Below are 18,554 nucleotides of genomic sequence, written 5' to 3'. Positions count from 1 at the left end.
AGGGCTTTCGATCGCATCTCGTTGCCACACAGGCAGCGGCCCTGCTTGCTCACCCCGGCTTATAGCTCCCGATTCTCAATCGTGTTACGCTTGGGCTTCTCTGCATCGCTCCACCTACCCCAGAGAGTCACGTCGTGGCCGACCGCATCGTTTTTGAAGGTATCCGATTTAACGTCCATGAGATCGATGTGCCGACGGCTGACGGCAGCCCGATCAAGCGGCATGTCGCTCGGCATCCCGGCGCGGTGGTGATCGCGCCGCTGTTGGACAACGATCGCGTTGTGTTGATTCAAAACACGCGAGCGACCGTCGGCAAGACGTTGATGGAGTTGCCCGCCGGGACGCGCGAACCCAACGAAGCTGCCGAAGTCACAGCGGCTCGCGAGTTGATCGAAGAGACTGGATATCGCGCTGGCAAACTGACGCGAGCTCTCCAGTTCTACGCTTCGCCAGGGATCACCGACGAATTGATGCATCTGTTTATCGCCGAGGATCTGACCGAAGGGGATCATGCGCGGGAAGCGGGGGAAGCGATCGTGAACCGGATCACCACCTGGGCGGAGATCGACGCGATGATCGATCGCGGCGAATTCGAAGATGGCAAAACGCTGACCGGACTGCTGTGGGTTCGCCGTTGGCTGGACCGCCAAAACCGCTAACCGAACCTCTTGTCGACGCCTTTCTTTTCTGAACACCTCGCCTCTCATAAGTCATCATGCAAACCACCACGCTGTTAGCCGGAATCCCCGCCGAAAACGCCTCGCTGTTTCACCGCATGCCGTTGTCCGTCGGCGATCCGGCGGCTTGGATCCAAGTCGATGACGAGACGACGGTGATCGTGCGGGACATCGAAGTCGACCGCGCGCGGCGACAACTGACCGCCAACCACTTCGGTTCGCCCGGCGAATACGCTCCCGCCGGTGGGCTGAGTCCCGATCGCGCGACCGCGACGGCTCAAGCAGTTGCCGAGTTCTTGGCTCGCAAAAAGATCGCATCGATTCAAACCGATCGCACACTGCCGTTCATCTTCGCTTGGCACATCCAGCAAGCGGGAATCGAGATCGCTTACAACGCCGACCTGGGCGTGATCGATCGCCGCAGCAAGAGCGACCGCGAGCTGGAGTGTTTGCAAACGGCTCAAGAGATGACGCAGCGGGCGATGGAGTTGGCGTGCCGCACGATCGCCGCAAGCACCGCCAATGCCAGCGGCCAATTGGTGCACGAAGGGGAATTGCTGACCAGCGAACGCGTCAAAGCGATCGCCGCGCAGTTCTTTCTCGAGTACAACTTTGCCATGGAACACGGATCGATCGTCGCGACGGCTCCCGAAGTCGCCGACTGTCACCACGCCGGCGCCGGGCCGCTGAGAACCGAGGTGCCGATCGTCGTCGATCTGTTCCCGCGCGATTTGTCCAGCCGTTACTGGGGCGATTGCACGCGGACTGTCGTTCACGGGCAAGCGTCCGAAGAGGTCAAGCATATGCACGCGGCGGTGGTTCAGGCCAAAGCCGCTGCGACGGCTGCGCTGCGAGTGGGAAACACCGGCGACGCGGTGCACCAAGCGTCGACCGACGTCTTGCTCGACCGCGGTTATCCGCTGTCGCGCGGCACGGTCACCGACCATCCATCGATTCAACATGGCACCGGGCACGGGATCGGGCTGGAGATTCACGAACCAATTCTGTTGGACGACGGCGGCCCGGAGATCCTGCCGAATGAAGTCCTGACGATCGAGCCCGGTTTGTATGGTCGCAGCCTCGGCGGTGTCCGCGTTGAGGACATGGTTGCCGCAACCACCGACGGACCGGTCGTCTTCGGCACGCTGCATCAAGGACTCGATTGGAAGTGACCGCGGCGAGCAATTAGAATGTTCAACGCGATCGTTCTCCGTTTGCCAACCGCCCCGCTTTTGTCTGCCTCCCCAGGACCTTTGAGCATGTCACCTCGCTATCTTTTCACTGCCGTTGTGCTGCTTGTCGTCAGCATCGCTTCCATCGCGTCGGCTCAACGGCCAGGCCGCGGTGCGCGTCCGACAGGCGATTCGTCCGTCAGCGATCCCGAACTGTTGGGGCTGCATAAGGAGTTCGTTTCCAAAGCGGAGAAACTGGCAGCGGAATACGAACGGAAGAAGAACCTCGACGGGGCCCGCGAGGTCTACGAATCGATGACCCGTTTGATTCCCGAATACGAAGCGGCTCAGCTGGGGCTGAAGCGAATCTTGAACGCTCAATCGACCCAGGATCGCAAGGTGGTCGAGGTCCAAGCGAACCGCGACTGGCAGGATACGCAGATCATTCTTGTCAAAGGGAACCCGGTCCACATCGAAGCCAAAGGAACTTGGTTTGTCGTCAATGAAACCGACGCCAACGGCTTGGTGATTCCCAAAGAGATCGATCCGAAGAACAACAAGATCAAGCTGGGGACGCTGATCGGGATGATCGTCAGCCAGCCGGACGTCAGCAAATTAAAGCCGTTCCCGATCGGCACGGGGACCGATTTCATAGCTCCCGAAACAGGCAGGCTCGTCTTGCGGATGTTCGACGTCGATCCGCGCGACAATAAAGGAAGCATGTCGGTCCTGGTGCAAAGCACCTTCGGCCGCCCGTAGTACCGACCTCCACGGCCCCTTCGTTTAACCGCGTGCCCAGCGGGCCGCGCGTCCGGGCGCGAAAAACGCGTATCTATCAACACTAACGCGCGGGGCGTTGCCGCCGCGGTTAAACGATCGGAGCGACCCAGCCACCTCGTTTAACCGCGTGCCCAACGGGCCGCGCGTCCAGTCGCGACAAACGAGTGTCTATCGATGTAAACGCGCGGGGCGTTGCCGCCGCGGTTAAACGATCGGAGCGACCCAGCCACCTCGTTTAACCGCGTGCCCAGCGGGCCGCGCGTCCAGTCGCGACAAACACGTATCTATCGACGTAAACGCGCGGGGCGTTGCCGCCGCGGTTAAACGATCGGAGCGACCCAGCCACCTCGTTTAACCGCGTGCCCAGCGGGCCGCGCGTCCAGTCGCGACAACCGGGTATCTATCGATGTAACCGCGCGGGGCGTTGCCCGCGCGGTTAAACGATCGGAGCGACCCAGCCACTTCGTTTAACCGCGTGCCCAGCGGGCCGCGCGTCCGGGCGTGACAAACACGTATCTATCGACGTAAACGCGCGGGGCGTTGCCACCGCGGTTAAACGATTGGCTCTTCAGCTTCCGTCGCTTCGGCGACTGGTTCGCCCCATCCGGGTTCAAACGTCTTGCTGCACGCGGTGCAGACGACTTCGGTCGCCAAGCAGGTGTCGGCGATCGTTTGTTTGGCTTGGCAGTGATCGCACGGCACTTCCAGGTTCATCGGCAGCTTGCCCAATGCGTCGAGTTGTTCGTCGGAGAGGTCCGGGATCTCGATATCTTCGGGAGCGATCGTCACCAACAGTTCGCGCGTGATCTCCTGGATTCCGGCCAGTCGATTTGCCAGTCGGCGGACCGTTCGCTCGAAAGCGTTACGTGCCGTTCGGCCGTTGCCGAAGTGTCGGTCACGCGTGGCGTACAGGAACGTCAGCCCATGCAGCACGCGGCGTCGGGTTTCGCTGGGAAGTTCGTACTTCGCCTTGCCACACATCAAACCGAAGATGCGACTCAATTCGCCCGGCGTGTAATCGATGAACTCCATCGTCGTGCCGACCCGTGAACTGAGCCCGGGGTTGGACCGGATCATCGTGTTCATCTCGTTGGGATAACCGGCCAGGATCACGACCAATCGATTGCGTTGATCCTCCATCCGTTTCAGCAGCGTTTGGATCGCTTCACGGCCGTATTGATCCTGCCCGCTGGCATCGATCAGCGTGTACGCCTCGTCGATAAACAGCACGCCGTCGAGCGCTTCGTCGATCTTGGCGTTGGTCTTGGGACCGGTCTGCCCCGCGTATTCGGCGACCAATCCACTGCGGTCGGTCTCGGCCAATTGGCCTTTGTCCAATACGCCAAGAGCTCCAAAGATGTCGGCGATGATCCGGGCGACAGTCGTCTTGCCGGTTCCCGGATTGCCGACAAACGACATGTGCAGGCTCGGTTCGGTCGTCGGCAAACCCTCGGCCACGCGGCGCGCTTCCATCTTCAAAAAGTTCGTCAGCGTGGAGACTTGTTCTTTGATGTTCTCCAGCCCGATCAACTCGTTCAGCTTCGCCAGCGACTTCTGCAACCGCTCCTCGGGCGACAGCTGAGGTTCCGGTTCGGCAGCCGGCCCGGCCGTCGTGGGCCCCGCCTGCGCAGAAGCCGTCGGCGCTGGCGGTGCCTGTCGCAGCGGAGGCTCTGGATTTTTGCGCAGCCGCTGCGAGTCCTCGCCGACTTTGCGAACCACCTCGCGCTCGGTTCGACTGTCGCCAGCAAAATGAGCTTCGGTTTGCGCCGCCGCTTGATCGAGATCGTCTTGTAATTGACGCAGCCGCGCCGTGTCGGCGGTGCCGATCAAACCGTCCGCTTTGGCGACGATGTTCGCCATCCGGATCGCCAACGCCATGACTTCACCCCAGCGATCGCGCAGCGGCGGCAGGACGATAAAGGGTTGGATCAGGTCGTGCCACTCGAAGTTCTCGGCTTCATCCAACAGCCAATCGACCGCCTCACGCAACTGTGCCCCCATGATCGGTTTGCCCCACAGATGCGTCAGCAGCACGCGGCCCAGTTGCCGCTGTTCGATCAGGTTGGCCGCTTGGCTGGAGGCACCGACGGCGAAGACTTTCATGATGAATCCGCTGTGCAGGTCGTCCATCTGGCTGACAAAATCGGTCTCGCCACCGTCGAGCATCCAGGCGTCGTGGTCGACGATCTGACGACCGCTGCTGATGAACAGGTCGCGCGTCTGTTGCAAGGCTTCGCGGTAGGTGCGGATCGAAGCCAAGATGGCGTCGTCGTTGGGAGTGTCCATTGCCTGTGGTCCAATTGATATGCGGTGATACAAACGCCAGCGTCTCGCTAGAATATCAGCATTTGCATTGGCGTGGAATCAACCGGGGACAGCATGATGGGCTTCATTCGCCAATGGCAAACGCAGTGGACTGCGATGTCGACCGACCAGCGGCGGCGGGCGGCTTGGGCATTCGCTTGGTTCTTCTGCATTCTGTTGGCCTACTTTGTGATCCGCCCGGTCCGCGAGACGATGGGGATTCAAGGAGGCACGAAACAGTTGCCGTGGCTTTTCCTGGGCACTTTCACAACGATGCTAATCGCGGTGCCGATCTATTCCTTTGTTGTGGCTCGCTGCCAACGCAAACGTTTGGTGCCGATCGTCTACCGATTCTTTGCCCTTAATCTGCTGCTGTTCTGGTTGGCGATGCACGTCGAGAGTGCCGAGGTCCACGTTTGGGTCGCGCGATGTTTCTTCATCTGGACCAGCGTCTTCAGTCTGTTCAACACATCGGTCTTCTGGAGCGTGTTGGCCGATCTCTATGACAGTCGCCAAGCCAAACGCGTCTTTGGAATGATCGCTGTCGGAGGCACGTTGGGAGCGATCGTCGGTTCGCTGTTGACCTCGCTGCTGTCGACGATCCTGGGCGTGCAGAACCTGTTGTGGTTGCCGATCGTGCTGTTGGAAGTCGGCGTCTTTTGCGCCGGACGGATGATGAAAGCCGAACCGCCCGCGACCGAGGTTTCCGCTGCCGATGAGTCTGTGCAATCGGGAGCGTCGACCGATTCAAAGTCTTCCGACGACGAACCGGCGCCGGGCGGAGGGATCTTCGAAGGGATCACACACGTCGCCCGTTCGCCTTACCTGGCGATGATCTGTCTGTTCCTGTTGCTGGGCCAATTGACCGGCACGCATTTTTATCTGGTGCAAGCGGAACTTGTGAAAGAGTTCATTCCCGAACGCGACGCGCAGACCGCTCTGTTTGGCAAGCTGAATCTGTTTACTCAGCTGCTGACGCTGGGATTACAAGCCGGTGTGGTCGGGCTCGTGCTGCGACGGATGGGAGTCGCGGCGGCGCTAGTGCTGCTGCCGGTCGTCTGCTTGCTGGCGTTGATCGGGCTGGGGCTGTTCCCATCGATCGCCGTTCTAGCGATCAGCGACGTCGTCCGCCGCGGGGTCGTCTACGGCGTGACGGTTCCATCGCGAGAGGTCTTGTTCACGGTGGTCGATCGCGCCGACAAATACAAATCGAAAAGCTTCATCGACACGGTCGTGGTCCGTGGCGGCGATGCGATCAGCGGCCAAGCGTTTGCTTTCATCCGACAGTGGCATCTGGGACTGGCCGCGATGAACGCGTTGATGATCCCCGTCGTGATCGTTTGGGGAATCTTGGCGATCTATCTGGGACGCCAACAAACCCGCCGCGCCGCGGCGGGGGAATGCGAGTCGAAAGCCAAAGCCGATGGTGTTGCGTCGATTGAGAACGTTTGAGTTTGCCCCGAAGGATCCGAAAGTGAGTACCCGTCTGCCCAACGCTCACGTTCAGGATCGGCGGAATAGGCAGCACGGCGATGGCTACCCAATTCGGGCCACGCGCTGACCTTGACGGGTGGCTCGCGATGGCACTACTGTTCAGGAGGTTTGTGGGCATGTCCAGGCTGGACACCAAGAGGAATTTCGCCTGCAATCGGATTCTGAAAGCGCGAAAGACTATTTGGAAATGGATATTCTCAAACATAACCGCAAGCTGATTCATCGCGGCAAATATGTGTTTGCGCCAACGGGTTTGCTGCCCGTTCGTCGAGGCGCCAAAAAACCACAGCGGCTCGATGCGTCGCGTGATTTGCTAGCGGAATATCCTGACCGGATGCGGTTGCTATGGCACGATCCGGCCGAGGGAGGCTCCGTAATTGAGATTGCTGGGGGATGGTGTTACGGTCGGCGCTGCGACTGGATCGGAATCGACGATCGTGCACTGGCAGACCTGCACGGCGATGGCAGTCAGCTAATACCTGAGATGCCTCCCAGCGGGCCGCTTAATCCACGTTACTACCGTCATCGGTTAACGACCTCGCGCCGTTTCCCGAAGCCTGTGCAAGTCGATGGCGATGTCGTCATTCTCAACTCGCCTGGATCGCACAACTACTATCACTGGCTGCGTGAAACGCTGCCGCGTCTGGAGTTGGTCCGCCAAGCGGGGATCATGCAAGCGGACGCCTACGTGATCGACAACTACAAGTCGTTCCAGTGGCAAGCCCTGCAGTTGTTGGGCATTCCAGCGGAAAAGATCATTGAGCCTCATCAGGGCTTGATGCTTCAAGCCAATCGTTTGATCGTGCCATCCATTGCAACCGCGGGATCGCGACGTCGCCTCGGAATTCGCTTGCAAAGTCAAACCGACAATACTTTGGCAGCACTAGATTCCAAGCCGAGTCAGCGTGTCTATGTCAGCCGTCGAATTGCCAAAAAACGTTCGTTGGGCAACGATGCCGAAGTAGCCGGAATGCTTGCAAAGCATGGTTTCGAGTCCCATTGCTTGGAAGAGTACAATTTAGAAGCTCAGATTCGCCTATTCCGCGACGCATCGATCGTCGTGGGCATGCATGGCGCGGGACTGGTCAACATCCTGTTAACGCGGCGACCACTGAACCTGATTGAGATCCGCCCCGAGAGCTGTCATCGCGATTGTTTTGAATTACTTGCCAATGAACTCGGAGTATCGTACCGGCGGGTCACCGCGGGCCGCGGTTGGTGGCGGGCCCCATGGCAATGCCCCTTGGAACGGCTCGAGACGGCAGTCGTTCACGCGATCGCCACCAGCGAGAGTCAGGCTTCTTTGCGTCGAACCGGCTGAGCACGGTACTGGCGAACTGTTAGCAAGGTAGGTTCAAATTGGTTCTAGCGGATGGATTCGTCGCCACGGACTGATGCAAGGCCCAAGGACGTGCGTCTTACGGAAGTCCTGCTTAGAAACGGTTGCTCCGTAGAACTTTCAAAGCGCGACGCTTTCGTCACGCAGCGAGCCTTGGCGTGATTGAGCACGGCATTGCCCGGTTCTTGAGATATCGCAGAACCAATCGTTGCTCTCGCAAATCGAGGCTGTTTGCATCGCCTGTGCGTGGCGTCCGGTAATCCTTTGCAGCTCGCGTTGGATGACACGACAGGCCGTCCGACGTGCACCGCTGCTGGCCGGCTAAGCCGCGAGTTGTCCAAGACGCCCGGTCGGAGATACTGTTGTGCCTGCTTAACGGCTTGCTATCGGGTCGAGGTCTTCCACGATGAATCGGTATTCGTGTCGCCCAAGCATAATCAGGCATTCGTCAAGATCGCTGTTGGAAAGAGGGCGATATTCGAAGCGCAAGATGCTCGGCGCGAGACGATTGAAGTCAATCGTCTTGATGATCTCGTAGTCGTATCCTTCGGCATCGATTTGCAACAAGTCGACAGTATCAAAGTCTTCCTTTTCGAGCATTTCATGGAAAGTCATGCATTGCACGATTTCGGAGTAAATCATTGCCGGTTCGGCGCCATGCTTGAGGAGGTGATTGCGGTCGAACGAAGCACGTTCCAAGTCTCCACCTTCAAACATGTAGAATGGACGTGATCCGCTAGTTTTATCGATGGCTGTGTTGCCGAGAGCCAGAACCTTGTTTCATCCGTGAAGTGCCTACAAACGTTTATATACGTTGGCTGAAGTTCAACAAGAATCCTTTTTACCAGGTAATATCTCACAATCCGTAAGATTTCGTCATTCTGCGCACCGTCGAACGCACCAACCTGCACAAAAACAATCCGGCCCTTTTAAATGACTTGTTCCGTACGTGCCAAGGGAACCACGCTACCCAAACGAAGCTCGGGTTGATCGACCAGGATACACGGCTATCGAGTGCGTGCTAGCCCGATCCTGCGCAAGATGCGAGCGTGAGCGTGCTTGACTTCGTTTCCGGTTGGGAACCCTGTCTCTCAGGAAAACATGCACCTTTTGAGTTGTCCGAAAACTCGAGACCGATAGCAGACCCCATAGCCGCTTCCACGGTAAATCACAGCGTCGCCCGCCCATCGAACTCGTCATCGCAAAAGGTGGGAGGCGTTGCTGATGAAAGGAGTTTCTATTTCGCTGTTTCGAATTGTAAAAGTTTACAACGCTTGTTGACGTACGATCTACGACTTTGCTAGAGAACCAGACTTACCAAACGAGGGGGAGAGGCGAGTGGCGTGTTAAATAAATCATGTGCGAGCCCAATAGCCATGGAAATCGTTAGGGGGAATGAGTTGTGAACAGAACGCGAAATCAGGTTGTGGTTTCCCTCGGAGGCGGATGCGATGTCGCTTTGATCCTTCGCCACTTTTATCTACGGCAAGCAAGTCTTCCATTTGATTGGTTGTGGAACTTACACGATGGGCTTCGGGCAGTAACTTCTATTATTGCAAATGACTTCCTTGAGGTTCGCAGTCGCGATGCATATATCCGATCACCTCACTTTCGCTGGCCCAACCAAGAAGTCGTTGTCTTTCGAAACTATCCAAATATAGCGCACGTGCACGGCAATCCGTTGGAAGATTCGCACGCAAAGGAGACCTTGAACCGAAGGATCGATCGGTTAACCAGAATCCTAACGGACCCGCAACGAGAAATCGTATTTGTTTACTATCGTCGTTTCGATGAAGGCCCCGAGCTGCTTTGCGAATCTACGGTGGCAGACAGGACGCAAAAGTTGATAGACGAGTCTCTAGAGTTTATGGAGATGATGGATCGCAAGTACGCCCATCCCAAAATGCGACTAATCAGCGTCTTTTCGACGGACGAGCCTTTTTTAAGCATGCCGTCGGTTGTTCACCAATTTGCAAAAAATGCGAGACGCTGCGCGATGCCCACAATTGATTTCGAATGGTTGATTGCACGCCCCGAAAACAATCGAAGAGCAGGTCGGCACTGGAAAAACCAGTGGAGGAATTTGCTGCTAAGGCAGGGGGTGATGAGTCGCGTTGATTTAGTGAAAACCATCCCGTTGTCGACGGGCCGTCGCATTCAACAAATGCTTCCGCGAAAGTTCAGAAATATTGCAAGCCAAATCTAAGTGACGTGGATTCCGAGTTTGTGCCAAGCACGCTGCGAATTCTGTGGAAATTCCGAAACACAAACAGACTCCGAACGCGACAGGCGCGCTCACCTGTATCGTGCGTTTGAAATCTCGGCATTTGGCGCGAACTGAACGTTCGCAACAGGCGATCTCAATTGGCGATCTACCTGGGACGCCAACAAACCCGCCGCGCCGCGGCGGGTGAACCTGAATGAGTCGGCTGGCCGTCGATGATCCGACGTGGAGCAAGATTTGCTGCTGGTGTGCCAGAGCCTCCGACCTGACGACTCACTTACTTTTTCAGTTCCCAATTGAGATCATTGGGCCCCTCGGCAGTAATTTCCACCGTCAGGTCCGAATCGCGATTGTAATGCGTGGGAATGTACTGCACTGGCATCGATCCCGCGACATCAGATTCCATAACGCGTTGCATCTTTCGAGAGATCTTCGCGGGCGATTCGACACGCGTAGCAGTAATCCGCACCGTCTTATTGCCCGGCGAAGCTTCGATCTGAAACTTGCCATCATTGATCGAGCCTGCAAAGGGCCGCTCGCCAGCATCCGTTGATGGCTCCAAGACGATCTTGCCTTGAGGCAACGGGCTGCCGTCGATCGTCACCGTCCCGGAAACGGCGACCAATCCCGAGTTGTTATCCCCTGAACATCCGGTGCAAAGAACCACCAAGACGCCGTACAGGAAAATGCATACTTTCATGCCGGAGGTATTGGATTTAGGGTTAGGAAGTTTCGTCATGAACGTACTCACTTGATAAATTGAACAATGTTGCGGACGGAGTTTTGTTGAAGATCGATCGCATACGGATCCTGCAGCTGTCAATCTCGGTGCAATTCGAATCTCTAGGCTAGAAATCACCAAGAACTTCACCATTCTGCATCGTCCCCAATCCACGCCACGTGTTGAGATCGATGGTCTCGCTCATGAACCGGACCGAAGCGTCTCCCATCAACAAGTTGACACCACCGGGGTGAAAACTACGGGCCGAGTTTCGATAGCCGCCGCTGGCGTTGGCATCGCTATAGCCAACATCTTCACATGGAGCAAATCGGTCCCAGTTGCCATTGGTGCATTCGTTGAAATTGGTGTCGCTGCGAACAATCAGATCGGGAAGTGTTGTGTTGGGGGCTTGCTGGGTTGAGAAGAAGCCTTCACCGTGATTGGCTCCTTGCCAATAAGCTCCTCCATCGTAAACGTGCCCGTCTCGATTGTTGCCCCGAATAATGATTTCACTGCCCATCACGGTATTGGAGCTTCCGTCGATCAAATTATTAAATCCCGTCGACGATTCGAAGTAGAACATTCCCTTGGTGGAACTCGATGGACTGTTGGTCCGTTTAAAAAAGTCGCTTCCGTTGGATAACACGTAATTGCCAATTTGATTGCCACGACATCGGGCGGGTCCCGAGGGATCCGAAGGGCACGCAAATGTCGGGACAACTGCACTTCCCAGAGGCTTGCCTTGGAAAGTTGGTGGAATGGTGTAGACGGGCGAAGAACCTCCACTCAAGTTCCCACCAGCGGATGTCGGAGTGCGAATGCAAAGTTCGTATGTGTCTTGAAGTGCACTCTGTTCGACGTATGGCAAAATCCGCTGATACCAACAATCGCGATTTCCAATTTCTCCCAGCCGATACCCGTAGGGGAAATAGCGGTGCGTGTCGTGGTAATTGTGTAGCGCCAAACCAAGTTGCTTCAGGTGGTTGGTGCACTGCATTCGGCGGGCGGCCTCCCGCGCGGTTTGTACGGCGGGAAGCAGAAGACCGACGAGGATACCAATGATCGCGATCACGACCAGCAGCTCAACTAGTGTGAAAGCGGATTTACGAGAACGAACTTTCATGGATGGCTCCAGGTTCAATTTGCGTTAAGGTGAAGTGAAGATGGCAGGCTTGATCGGAGGAATGCATTCTCAACACTTGAGAAGAACGCAATCTCGCAAAGCCTCGAGTTCCTCGCTGCGCTGGTACCGGCAATTTGCACGGTGAGGAAGGTTATCTCCGACGCTCGAAATATCGGCCCCTCGCAAAATTTGGTCAACATGTTTGACTGGGAAGAAACATTTATTGCGCCAATCTTCACCCGCCCTTCACCTCATTGTGGACAAAACATCACAGCACATCGGTGGTTCCTTTCATGGGGTGACGGTTAATCTACAGGGCAAAGAATGAGACAACATCTGGGACCCAAAGGCACAACAGCCTCGTCGGTTGCCAGGCTTGCTCACGTGATTCCCGCAGTGCGAGGGGACGCAAGGGATCAGCAGAGAAGAGGCGGACAATTGATTGCCGCGCTGCCGGTCGTGTACCTGTCCTCTTAACGGTTCAGGACAAGGGCGCTATCGGTCGCAGAAGGCGGAACATCGCGCCGACGGCTGGATGCTTATGCAGCGTTTGTCTGTTGGACCGGCCCAAGGAGCAGGTGAAAAGCACCTGGCGACAACGCAAACAGGCAAGCGTCCTCCCACGGCGAAGTGAATCAACACGTCGATGATTCCGGTCATCCACAATGGAGAATCGTAGCTAGCCAGTTGGAAAGGCAACAAACCCGCCGCGCCGCGGCGGGTGAAGCCGATTGAATTCCGCAGCGTTCTAATCTTCGAACTGCACGGCGGTCGTTACCATCGCGTCGCGGTTGTCGGTTAACGACAAGAACCATGTGTTCGCATCGGCGGGTGGTTTGGGAGCGGTGATCGTTGGGCCATCGATCTTGGCGACGACTGTCTGCCAGTCGCGTTTCGCTCGCGGGCCGCTGTCGGTGGTGTAATGCAGACTGGCTGATTTCAGTGGCACCTCGCTGGCGTATTGCAACGTGACGACATCGCCATCGATCTGCGGAGTTCCTGGCACGGGCAATGCCTTTCCGTCACGGCAATACGAATCGATGAACTGGCCGATCTCCCGAGGCTTCCAGCCGGCGGGATGGCTGTGTCCCATTTTCACTTCGATCCGCATCTGCTTGGTCCCAGGGACGACGTCGAAGCTTTTCTGGTAGCTGTCCAGTGGATAGTGGACATCGTTGGTGCCGTTGACGAACAGGATCGGGACGCGGCAATGACGCAACTGGCTGCCCGGATCATAGACCGCGACCCAGTCGTCGCGGCGGTCGCCCAAGCGGTCGATCGACGGCTTCTGCACCGACTCCCCTTCGTGCAAGAAGCCACAGCCGTAGACAGGGACTGCCGCCTTGAAGCGGTCGTCCAGCGAAGCGGCCAGACAGGTCGTGTACCCGCCCCAGCTGATCCCCGTCATTGCGATCCGCTCGGCATCGACGTCCTCGAACGAACGGATCAGCGAATGAGCTCGCAAGACCGAGGCCGCAGCGTGGAAGGGCCAGTCGTCGGAGACCTCGCCGCCGATCGAATCAAACTTTTCGACGTGTCCCTGGTTGGGGCCGCCGTTTTCCAGTCGAGTCCGCGTGTTGGCGGGGTAGCCCTGATTGGCAATCGGAACTCCTGTCTGAGGATTGAACTTGGGAGCGCTGGGGCGGCTGCCGCCAAGATCCATCGCGATCGCCGCGTAGCCTCGCTTGGCCCACAACCAAACCCATTCGGCAAACGCGGTCCCGCCGCCACCATGGATCAGCACCACGGCGGGGTACTTGGCATCGGCAGTCCCTTCGCCAAGGGTGGTTGGCGAGGCGTAGAAGGCGAAAACCTCGGTCGGCTTGCCGCGATAGTCTTCGCCCGCGTAGAGCAACGAGTGAACGGGGCCTGATTGGTCGACCCACCGCATCTCGGGCGTCTGCTTCGCCGAGGCGACCATCGCGGTCAGAGCTTGGGAAACGTCTTCGTCCTTCGCCTCTTGGGCGGTTAGTAGGACGGGGGGGAGCAGCAGAACCAGCATCAACGCGAAGGATCGTTTCATCTTGCCTGTCGGAGGTATAGGGGTAGGGGGAATCGTTGCCAGCGGGGGCGGAGCGGCTATTGTAGCACGGCGGATTTTGCCGATCCGATATTGCAGAGCCACCCCCGCAAGGGGAACTTGCTGTTTGGGCTGCTCTTGTTCGCAGGCTCGATTCGAGCGACAATAGGAATTGCAAGCTTTTCCGGGCTCTGAACCCCTTGAATCCCCCTCACATTCCCACTTTTCTTTGATCTCTATGGCCAAGCAACAAGAAGAACCCCAACTTTGGCAGACCGTAGCACCTTGCGAATTTAAAGGGATTCACGAGGATTCGGGGCTCGCCCAAGGCTTGCTGATCTCGGCGCGCCAGTCGCCAGGTTTTCCCGTTTTGGCGGGGCAATTGGGGCACGCGTTTGCCAATCGAGCGACCCATCTGATGCTCGATTACAACGCTCAAATGGTCAACATGCGTTATCAAATCGATGGCATGTGGGAGCAATTGCCGCCGCTGCCGCGCGACGCGGGGGACGCGATGCTTGTCGCCGCGAAAACGTTGTGCCGGATGAATCCCGCCGATCGCAAGAACGCTCAGCAAGGCAAAACGCTGGCGATCCTGGGGCGCGACAAATACAACGTCAAGATTCAGAGCCAGGGGGTTCCGACGGGCGAGCGGGTGATGCTGACCCTGGACAAGAAGGAAATCCCCTTCAAGACGCTCGACGATCTGGGGATGCGCGACAAGATGCAGGTCCAGCTGAAAGAAGCGCTCAACGATAAAGGGCACATGGTCGTGATCAGTGCTCCCAAGGGGGGCGGTCTGACGACGTCGTGGACGATCGCATTGGAAGCTGCCGATAAATTTGTCAGCGATTTCCAGGCGATCGAGCCGAAGGGGAGCGACGAACCGGACATCATCAACGTCAGCCCGAACTACTTTGGCCCCGACGCCAAAAACGACACAGCTCGCGATGCCGTGCGGGCGCTTTCGCTGCGTGAGCCCGACGTGTTTGTGATGCCAGAGCTGTACGACGAGGAAACGATCAAGCTGCTGCATGGGCAAACCAAGATCGAAAAACAGGTGATCTCGCGGATCGTGGCCAGCGATGCCGTGGAAGCTTGTGCCCGGTTGGTCCACAAATATCGCGGCACCGCCAAGGAGATCGTCGATATGCTGTCGCACGTCACCAACGTGCGACTGGCCCGTCGGTTGTGCGAAACCTGCCGCCAAGGCTTCACTCCGCCGCCGCAATTGCTGCAAAAGCTGGGAATTCCGCAGGGCCGCGTAGCGATGATGTACCAGCCGTTTGTGCCGCCGCCGATCGAACAACAGGTCGATGAGAAGGGGAATCCCGCTCCGCTTCCCCCTTGCCCAAAGTGTGCCAATCGCGGCTATTACGGCCGATTTGGGATTTATGAACTGCTGACCGTCGGCCCAAAACTGAAGGATGCGCTGCTGAAAACCGGCGACGTCAACAAGCTGCGGCAGGTGGCAAAAGCCGAAGGGCATCGCAATCTGCAAGACGAGGGGATCATGGCAGTGGCTCGCGGCACGACGAGCCTCGAGGAGATGCGGCGTATCTTTAGCAGCGGCAACAAATAGATCACGACGCAACTTCTTTATCGCGTAGCACTTACGACTCAACGCGGAAGCTCTTGGCCCGTTGTCAATCAGGCGGAAATCGGTTAGAATTTCCGCCTCGATAGTGTTGCTGATATACCTTGTCCCAACCGCCCGTTTTATGGCGGTAAGCCGAGGTCTTTCTTGGTCTGTTCCATGATCGCTCGCGCCGACGGTGATTCCACCGGATGCGAGAGTTTTGAATCGCCCGATCTGAAGTGCCACCCTAGGCGTTTACCCGGTGATCGGTGCGGACAGCGACAGTGGTGAAAGAGTAATCAAAGGACGCTTCATTGGCTGACGAAGAGAACGGAAACGGTAGCGGCGACGAAAACGAAAACGGCGGCAGTTCATCGATCCCCATCGGAGGTGACAGCGGTGGGCACGGTGCCCTGCGAATGGTCGACCTGCCGATCGAAGATGAGTTGCGGGAGAGCTATCTGACGTACGCGATGAGCGTGATCGTCAGCCGAGCGTTGCCCGACGTTCGCGACGGTTTGAAGCCGAGCCAACGCCGGATCTTGGTCGCGATGAACGATCTGAACCTGGGCCCCCAATCGCGGCGGGTCAAGTGTGCGAAGATCTCCGGTGATACGTCGGGTAACTACCACCCGCACGGTGAAAGCGTGATCTATCCGACTTTGGTTCGGATGGCGCAAGAATGGAACATGCGGCACCTGTTGATCGACAAACAGGGAAACTTCGGCTCGATCGCCGGTCTGCCCGCCGCGGCGATGCGGTATACCGAAGCTCGCTTGAGCGCCGTCGCCGCGATGATGCTGGACGATCTCAAGCTGGACACCGTCGATTACGTTCCGACGTACGATGAGGCTCGCACCGAACCGACGGTTTTGCCCGGCCGGTTCCCCAACCTGCTGGTCAACGGATCCAACGGTATCGCGGTCGGTATGGCGACCAGCATCCCGCCCCACAATCTGAGAGAGATCTGCACGGCGATCATTCAATTGGTCGAAAATCCCGACATTTCGATCGACGAATTGATGGACACCGTCCAGGGCCCCGACTTCCCGACCGGCGGAATCATCTGTGGCCGGGCAGGCATTCGTCGCGGGTATTACACCGGCCGCAGCACCGTGGTCGTTCGCGCTCGCTGCCGCATCGAAACGGAAAAGAAACGCAACCGGATCGTCGTCAACGAGATCCCGTTCCAACAGGCTCGCGACCGCGTGGTCGAAAAGATCGCCGCCCTGGTTACCGGAGATCGCATCAAGGGGATCGCGGGGATCCGCGACGAGAGCGATCTGAAAGAGCCGGTCCGATTGGTGATCGATCTCAAACGCGACGCCGATCCCGATGTTGTCCTGAACCAGCTGTATCAGTTCTCGCCGCTGCAGGACACTTTCTCGATCATCTTGTTGGCGCTGGTCGACGGCAAGCCGCGGGAATTGAACTTGCGGGAGATCCTGCAGGAATTCGTCCGCCATCGCGTGACCGTAATCCGCCGCCGGACTCAGTTCCTGTTGGCTCGAGCGCGTCGCCGCAAGCACTCGGTCGAAGGTCTGTTGTTGGCATTGGCCGACATCGATCAGATCATCCAAATCATTCGCGCCAGCCGCACGCAGCCCGAAGCGAAGATCGGACTGATGGGCGTCGAGTGCCCTGCGTCGCTGATGGCCCGCGCCTTGGGCGACTCCGGATTCAACCAGTTCCAGCAGGAGCGTGGTGTCTCCGATACGTACAGTTTGACAAGCGTTCAAGCTGACGAAATCCTGCGAATGCGGTTGGGCCAGTTGGTCAACCTGGAGCAGGAAAAGCTGGGCGAAGAGCACGCTCAATTGCTGATCGAGATCTCCGGCTACCTCGAGATCCTGGCCGATCAACAGCTGATCTACGACATGATCAAAGAGGATCTCGAAGAGATCATGCGTCGCTTCGGCGACAACCGCCGCACCGAGATCAGCGGCGAAGAGCTGGGCAATATCGACTTGGAAGACCTGATCCGCGAAGAGACGATGGTCGTCACGATCAGCCATCGCGGGTACATCAAACGCGTCGCTTCGAGCACCTACCGGGCGCAGCGTCGCGGCGGCAAGGGACTCAAGGGTGCGGCGACCGAAGAAGAGGATCCGATCGAACACTTGTTCGTCGCCAGCACGCACGCTTATCTGCTGTTCCTGACCACCAAAGGAAAGGTCTACTGGCAGAAGGTTTACGATCTGCCAAACCTCAGCCGCGAGAGCCGCGGGCGCGCGATCGTCAACTTGTTGCAGCTGGCTGAAGACGAAAAGATCGCCGCCTGCCTGCCGGTTCGCGACTTCAATCTGCCCGGGCACTTCGTGTTGATGGCGACTCAGGGCGGATTGGTCAAGAAGACGCCGCTGGAAAACTACAGTCGGCCCAAGCGAGGCGGGATCATCGCGATCAAGTTGCGTGAAGGGGACGAATTGGTCAAAGCTGTGATCATCAAACCCGAAGACGAAGTCGTGCTGTCGACGTCTAAGGGAATGGCGATCCGGTTCTCCGAATCGGACGCTCGCCCGATGGGCCGCAACACGTCGGGCGTGAAGGGAATCAGCCTGGGCAAAGACGATCATTTGGTCGGCTTGGTCGTGGCCGATCCAAACGCCACGCTGCTGACGATCTGCGAACGCGGATACGGAAAGCGAACGCCGTTTGGCCCCAACGGAGACACCGACCCGACCGAAGACGAAACATCGTCGTCGGCGAAGTACCGCGTCCAGAATCGCGGCGGCAAAGGCGTTCGCGACATCAAGACGACCGACCGAAACGGTCAGGTGATCGGCAGCTTGCGAGTCGATGGCGACGAGGAGATCTTGATGATGACCGCGCGGGGCAAGATCCAACGCGTGGCCGCTGAAGAGATCAACGTGATCGGCCGTAACACCCAAGGGGTGCGGATCATGAACCTTGGCGAAGGCGATTCGCTGGCGGCGATCGTTCGCGTTCCGAAGGAAGAGGTTTCCGAAGAGGAAGAGGCTGCCGCGGCAGCTCCCGTCACCGCAGCTGATGCCTCGGCACCGGCTAGCGATGGCGAGGCCGCTCCGGAAGCTGCATCCGACAGCGAAGCGACATCCGACGACACCGCGTCGCCCGATGACGAAAACGGCGCGGAGTAAGG

Annotated in this window: 13 protein-coding genes; 8 read left to right on the top strand and 5 right to left on the bottom strand. The window is 57.8% G+C overall.

The features are described from left to right. Window positions 1-134 precede the first annotated feature (134 nt). The 3 genes from EC9_RS04890 to EC9_RS04880 all read left to right on the top strand — a co-directional run bounded on the left by EC9_RS04890 (window position 135) and on the right by EC9_RS04880 (window position 2,608). Window positions 135-659 carry an NUDIX hydrolase gene (locus EC9_RS04890; RefSeq protein WP_145342847.1) on the top strand — a complete coding sequence of 175 codons (525 nt, stop codon included), beginning with the start codon at window positions 135-137 and terminating at the stop codon, window positions 657-659. 56 nt (window positions 660-715) lie between these two features. Continuing rightward, window positions 716-1,849: a M24 family metallopeptidase gene (locus tag EC9_RS04885; RefSeq protein WP_145342845.1), complete on the top strand. Its 1,134-nt coding sequence runs from the start codon at window positions 716-718 to the stop codon at window positions 1,847-1,849. An 87-nt stretch (window positions 1,850-1,936) separates the two neighbouring features. Then, window positions 1,937-2,608, top strand: a complete 672-nt coding sequence (locus EC9_RS04880) for a hypothetical protein (RefSeq protein ID WP_145342843.1) — start codon at window positions 1,937-1,939, stop codon at window positions 2,606-2,608. A gap of 573 nt (window positions 2,609-3,181) precedes the next feature. On the opposite strand, the gene EC9_RS04875 is transcribed toward EC9_RS04880, so the two are convergent. Then, entirely contained in the window at window positions 3,182-4,915 is a 1,734-nt protein-coding gene (locus EC9_RS04875; protein ID WP_145342841.1) for an AAA family ATPase, read from the bottom strand. Window positions 4,916-4,987: 72 nt separating this feature from the next. Between EC9_RS04875 and EC9_RS04870 the strand changes: the two genes are divergently transcribed. Further along, a complete protein-coding gene (locus EC9_RS04870; protein WP_246105960.1) occupies window positions 4,988-6,385 on the top strand; it encodes an NTP/NDP exchange transporter in 1,398 nt (465 codons plus the stop codon). Window positions 6,386-6,614: 229 nt separating this feature from the next. Then, the gene (locus EC9_RS04865; RefSeq protein ID WP_145342839.1) at window positions 6,615-7,748 is read left to right on the top strand and encodes a glycosyltransferase family 61 protein; all 1,134 of its coding nucleotides are present in this window, start codon (window positions 6,615-6,617) and stop codon (window positions 7,746-7,748) included. Between the two features lie 390 nt (window positions 7,749-8,138). On the opposite strand, the gene EC9_RS04860 is transcribed toward EC9_RS04865, so the two are convergent. Continuing rightward, entirely contained in the window at window positions 8,139-8,465 is a 327-nt protein-coding gene (locus EC9_RS04860; RefSeq protein WP_218934588.1) for an FkbM family methyltransferase, read from the bottom strand. Window positions 8,466-9,168: 703 nt separating this feature from the next. Here EC9_RS04860 and EC9_RS04855 point away from each other — a divergent pair. Further along, the gene (locus EC9_RS04855; protein ID WP_145342834.1) at window positions 9,169-9,972 is read left to right on the top strand and encodes a DUF1796 family putative cysteine peptidase; all 804 of its coding nucleotides are present in this window, start codon (window positions 9,169-9,171) and stop codon (window positions 9,970-9,972) included. 295 nt (window positions 9,973-10,267) lie between these two features. Here the strand turns inward: EC9_RS04855 and EC9_RS04850 are convergent, their stop codons facing one another. The 3 genes from EC9_RS04850 to EC9_RS04840 form a co-directional block, all read right to left on the bottom strand. Then, on the bottom strand, window positions 10,268-10,690 hold the full coding sequence (locus EC9_RS04850) for a hypothetical protein (RefSeq protein ID WP_145342832.1): 423 nt from the start codon (window positions 10,688-10,690) through the stop codon (window positions 10,268-10,270). A gap of 148 nt (window positions 10,691-10,838) precedes the next feature. Continuing rightward, window positions 10,839-11,834: a DUF1559 domain-containing protein gene (locus tag EC9_RS04845; RefSeq protein ID WP_145342830.1), complete on the bottom strand. Its 996-nt coding sequence runs from the start codon at window positions 11,832-11,834 to the stop codon at window positions 10,839-10,841. A gap of 748 nt (window positions 11,835-12,582) precedes the next feature. Further along, the gene (locus EC9_RS04840) at window positions 12,583-13,857 is read right to left on the bottom strand and encodes an alpha/beta hydrolase family protein (RefSeq protein WP_145342828.1); all 1,275 of its coding nucleotides are present in this window, start codon (window positions 13,855-13,857) and stop codon (window positions 12,583-12,585) included. Window positions 13,858-14,092: 235 nt separating this feature from the next. Here EC9_RS04840 and EC9_RS04835 point away from each other — a divergent pair, with 235 nt between their 5' ends. After that, window positions 14,093-15,436: an ATPase, T2SS/T4P/T4SS family gene (locus tag EC9_RS04835; protein ID WP_145342826.1), complete on the top strand. Its 1,344-nt coding sequence runs from the start codon at window positions 14,093-14,095 to the stop codon at window positions 15,434-15,436. A 311-nt stretch (window positions 15,437-15,747) separates the two neighbouring features. Next, the gene (gene gyrA, locus EC9_RS04830) at window positions 15,748-18,552 is read left to right on the top strand and encodes a DNA gyrase subunit A (protein WP_391556712.1); all 2,805 of its coding nucleotides are present in this window, start codon (window positions 15,748-15,750) and stop codon (window positions 18,550-18,552) included. Window positions 18,553-18,554 lie beyond the last annotated feature (2 nt).

This window comes from Rosistilla ulvae, from assembly GCF_007741475.1.
In the GTDB taxonomy this organism is placed as follows: Bacteria; Planctomycetota; Planctomycetia; order Pirellulales; family Pirellulaceae; genus Rosistilla; species Rosistilla ulvae.
The sequence above is the reverse complement of the archived record's forward strand: the minus strand, read 5'-3'. Positions and strand labels throughout refer to the sequence as shown.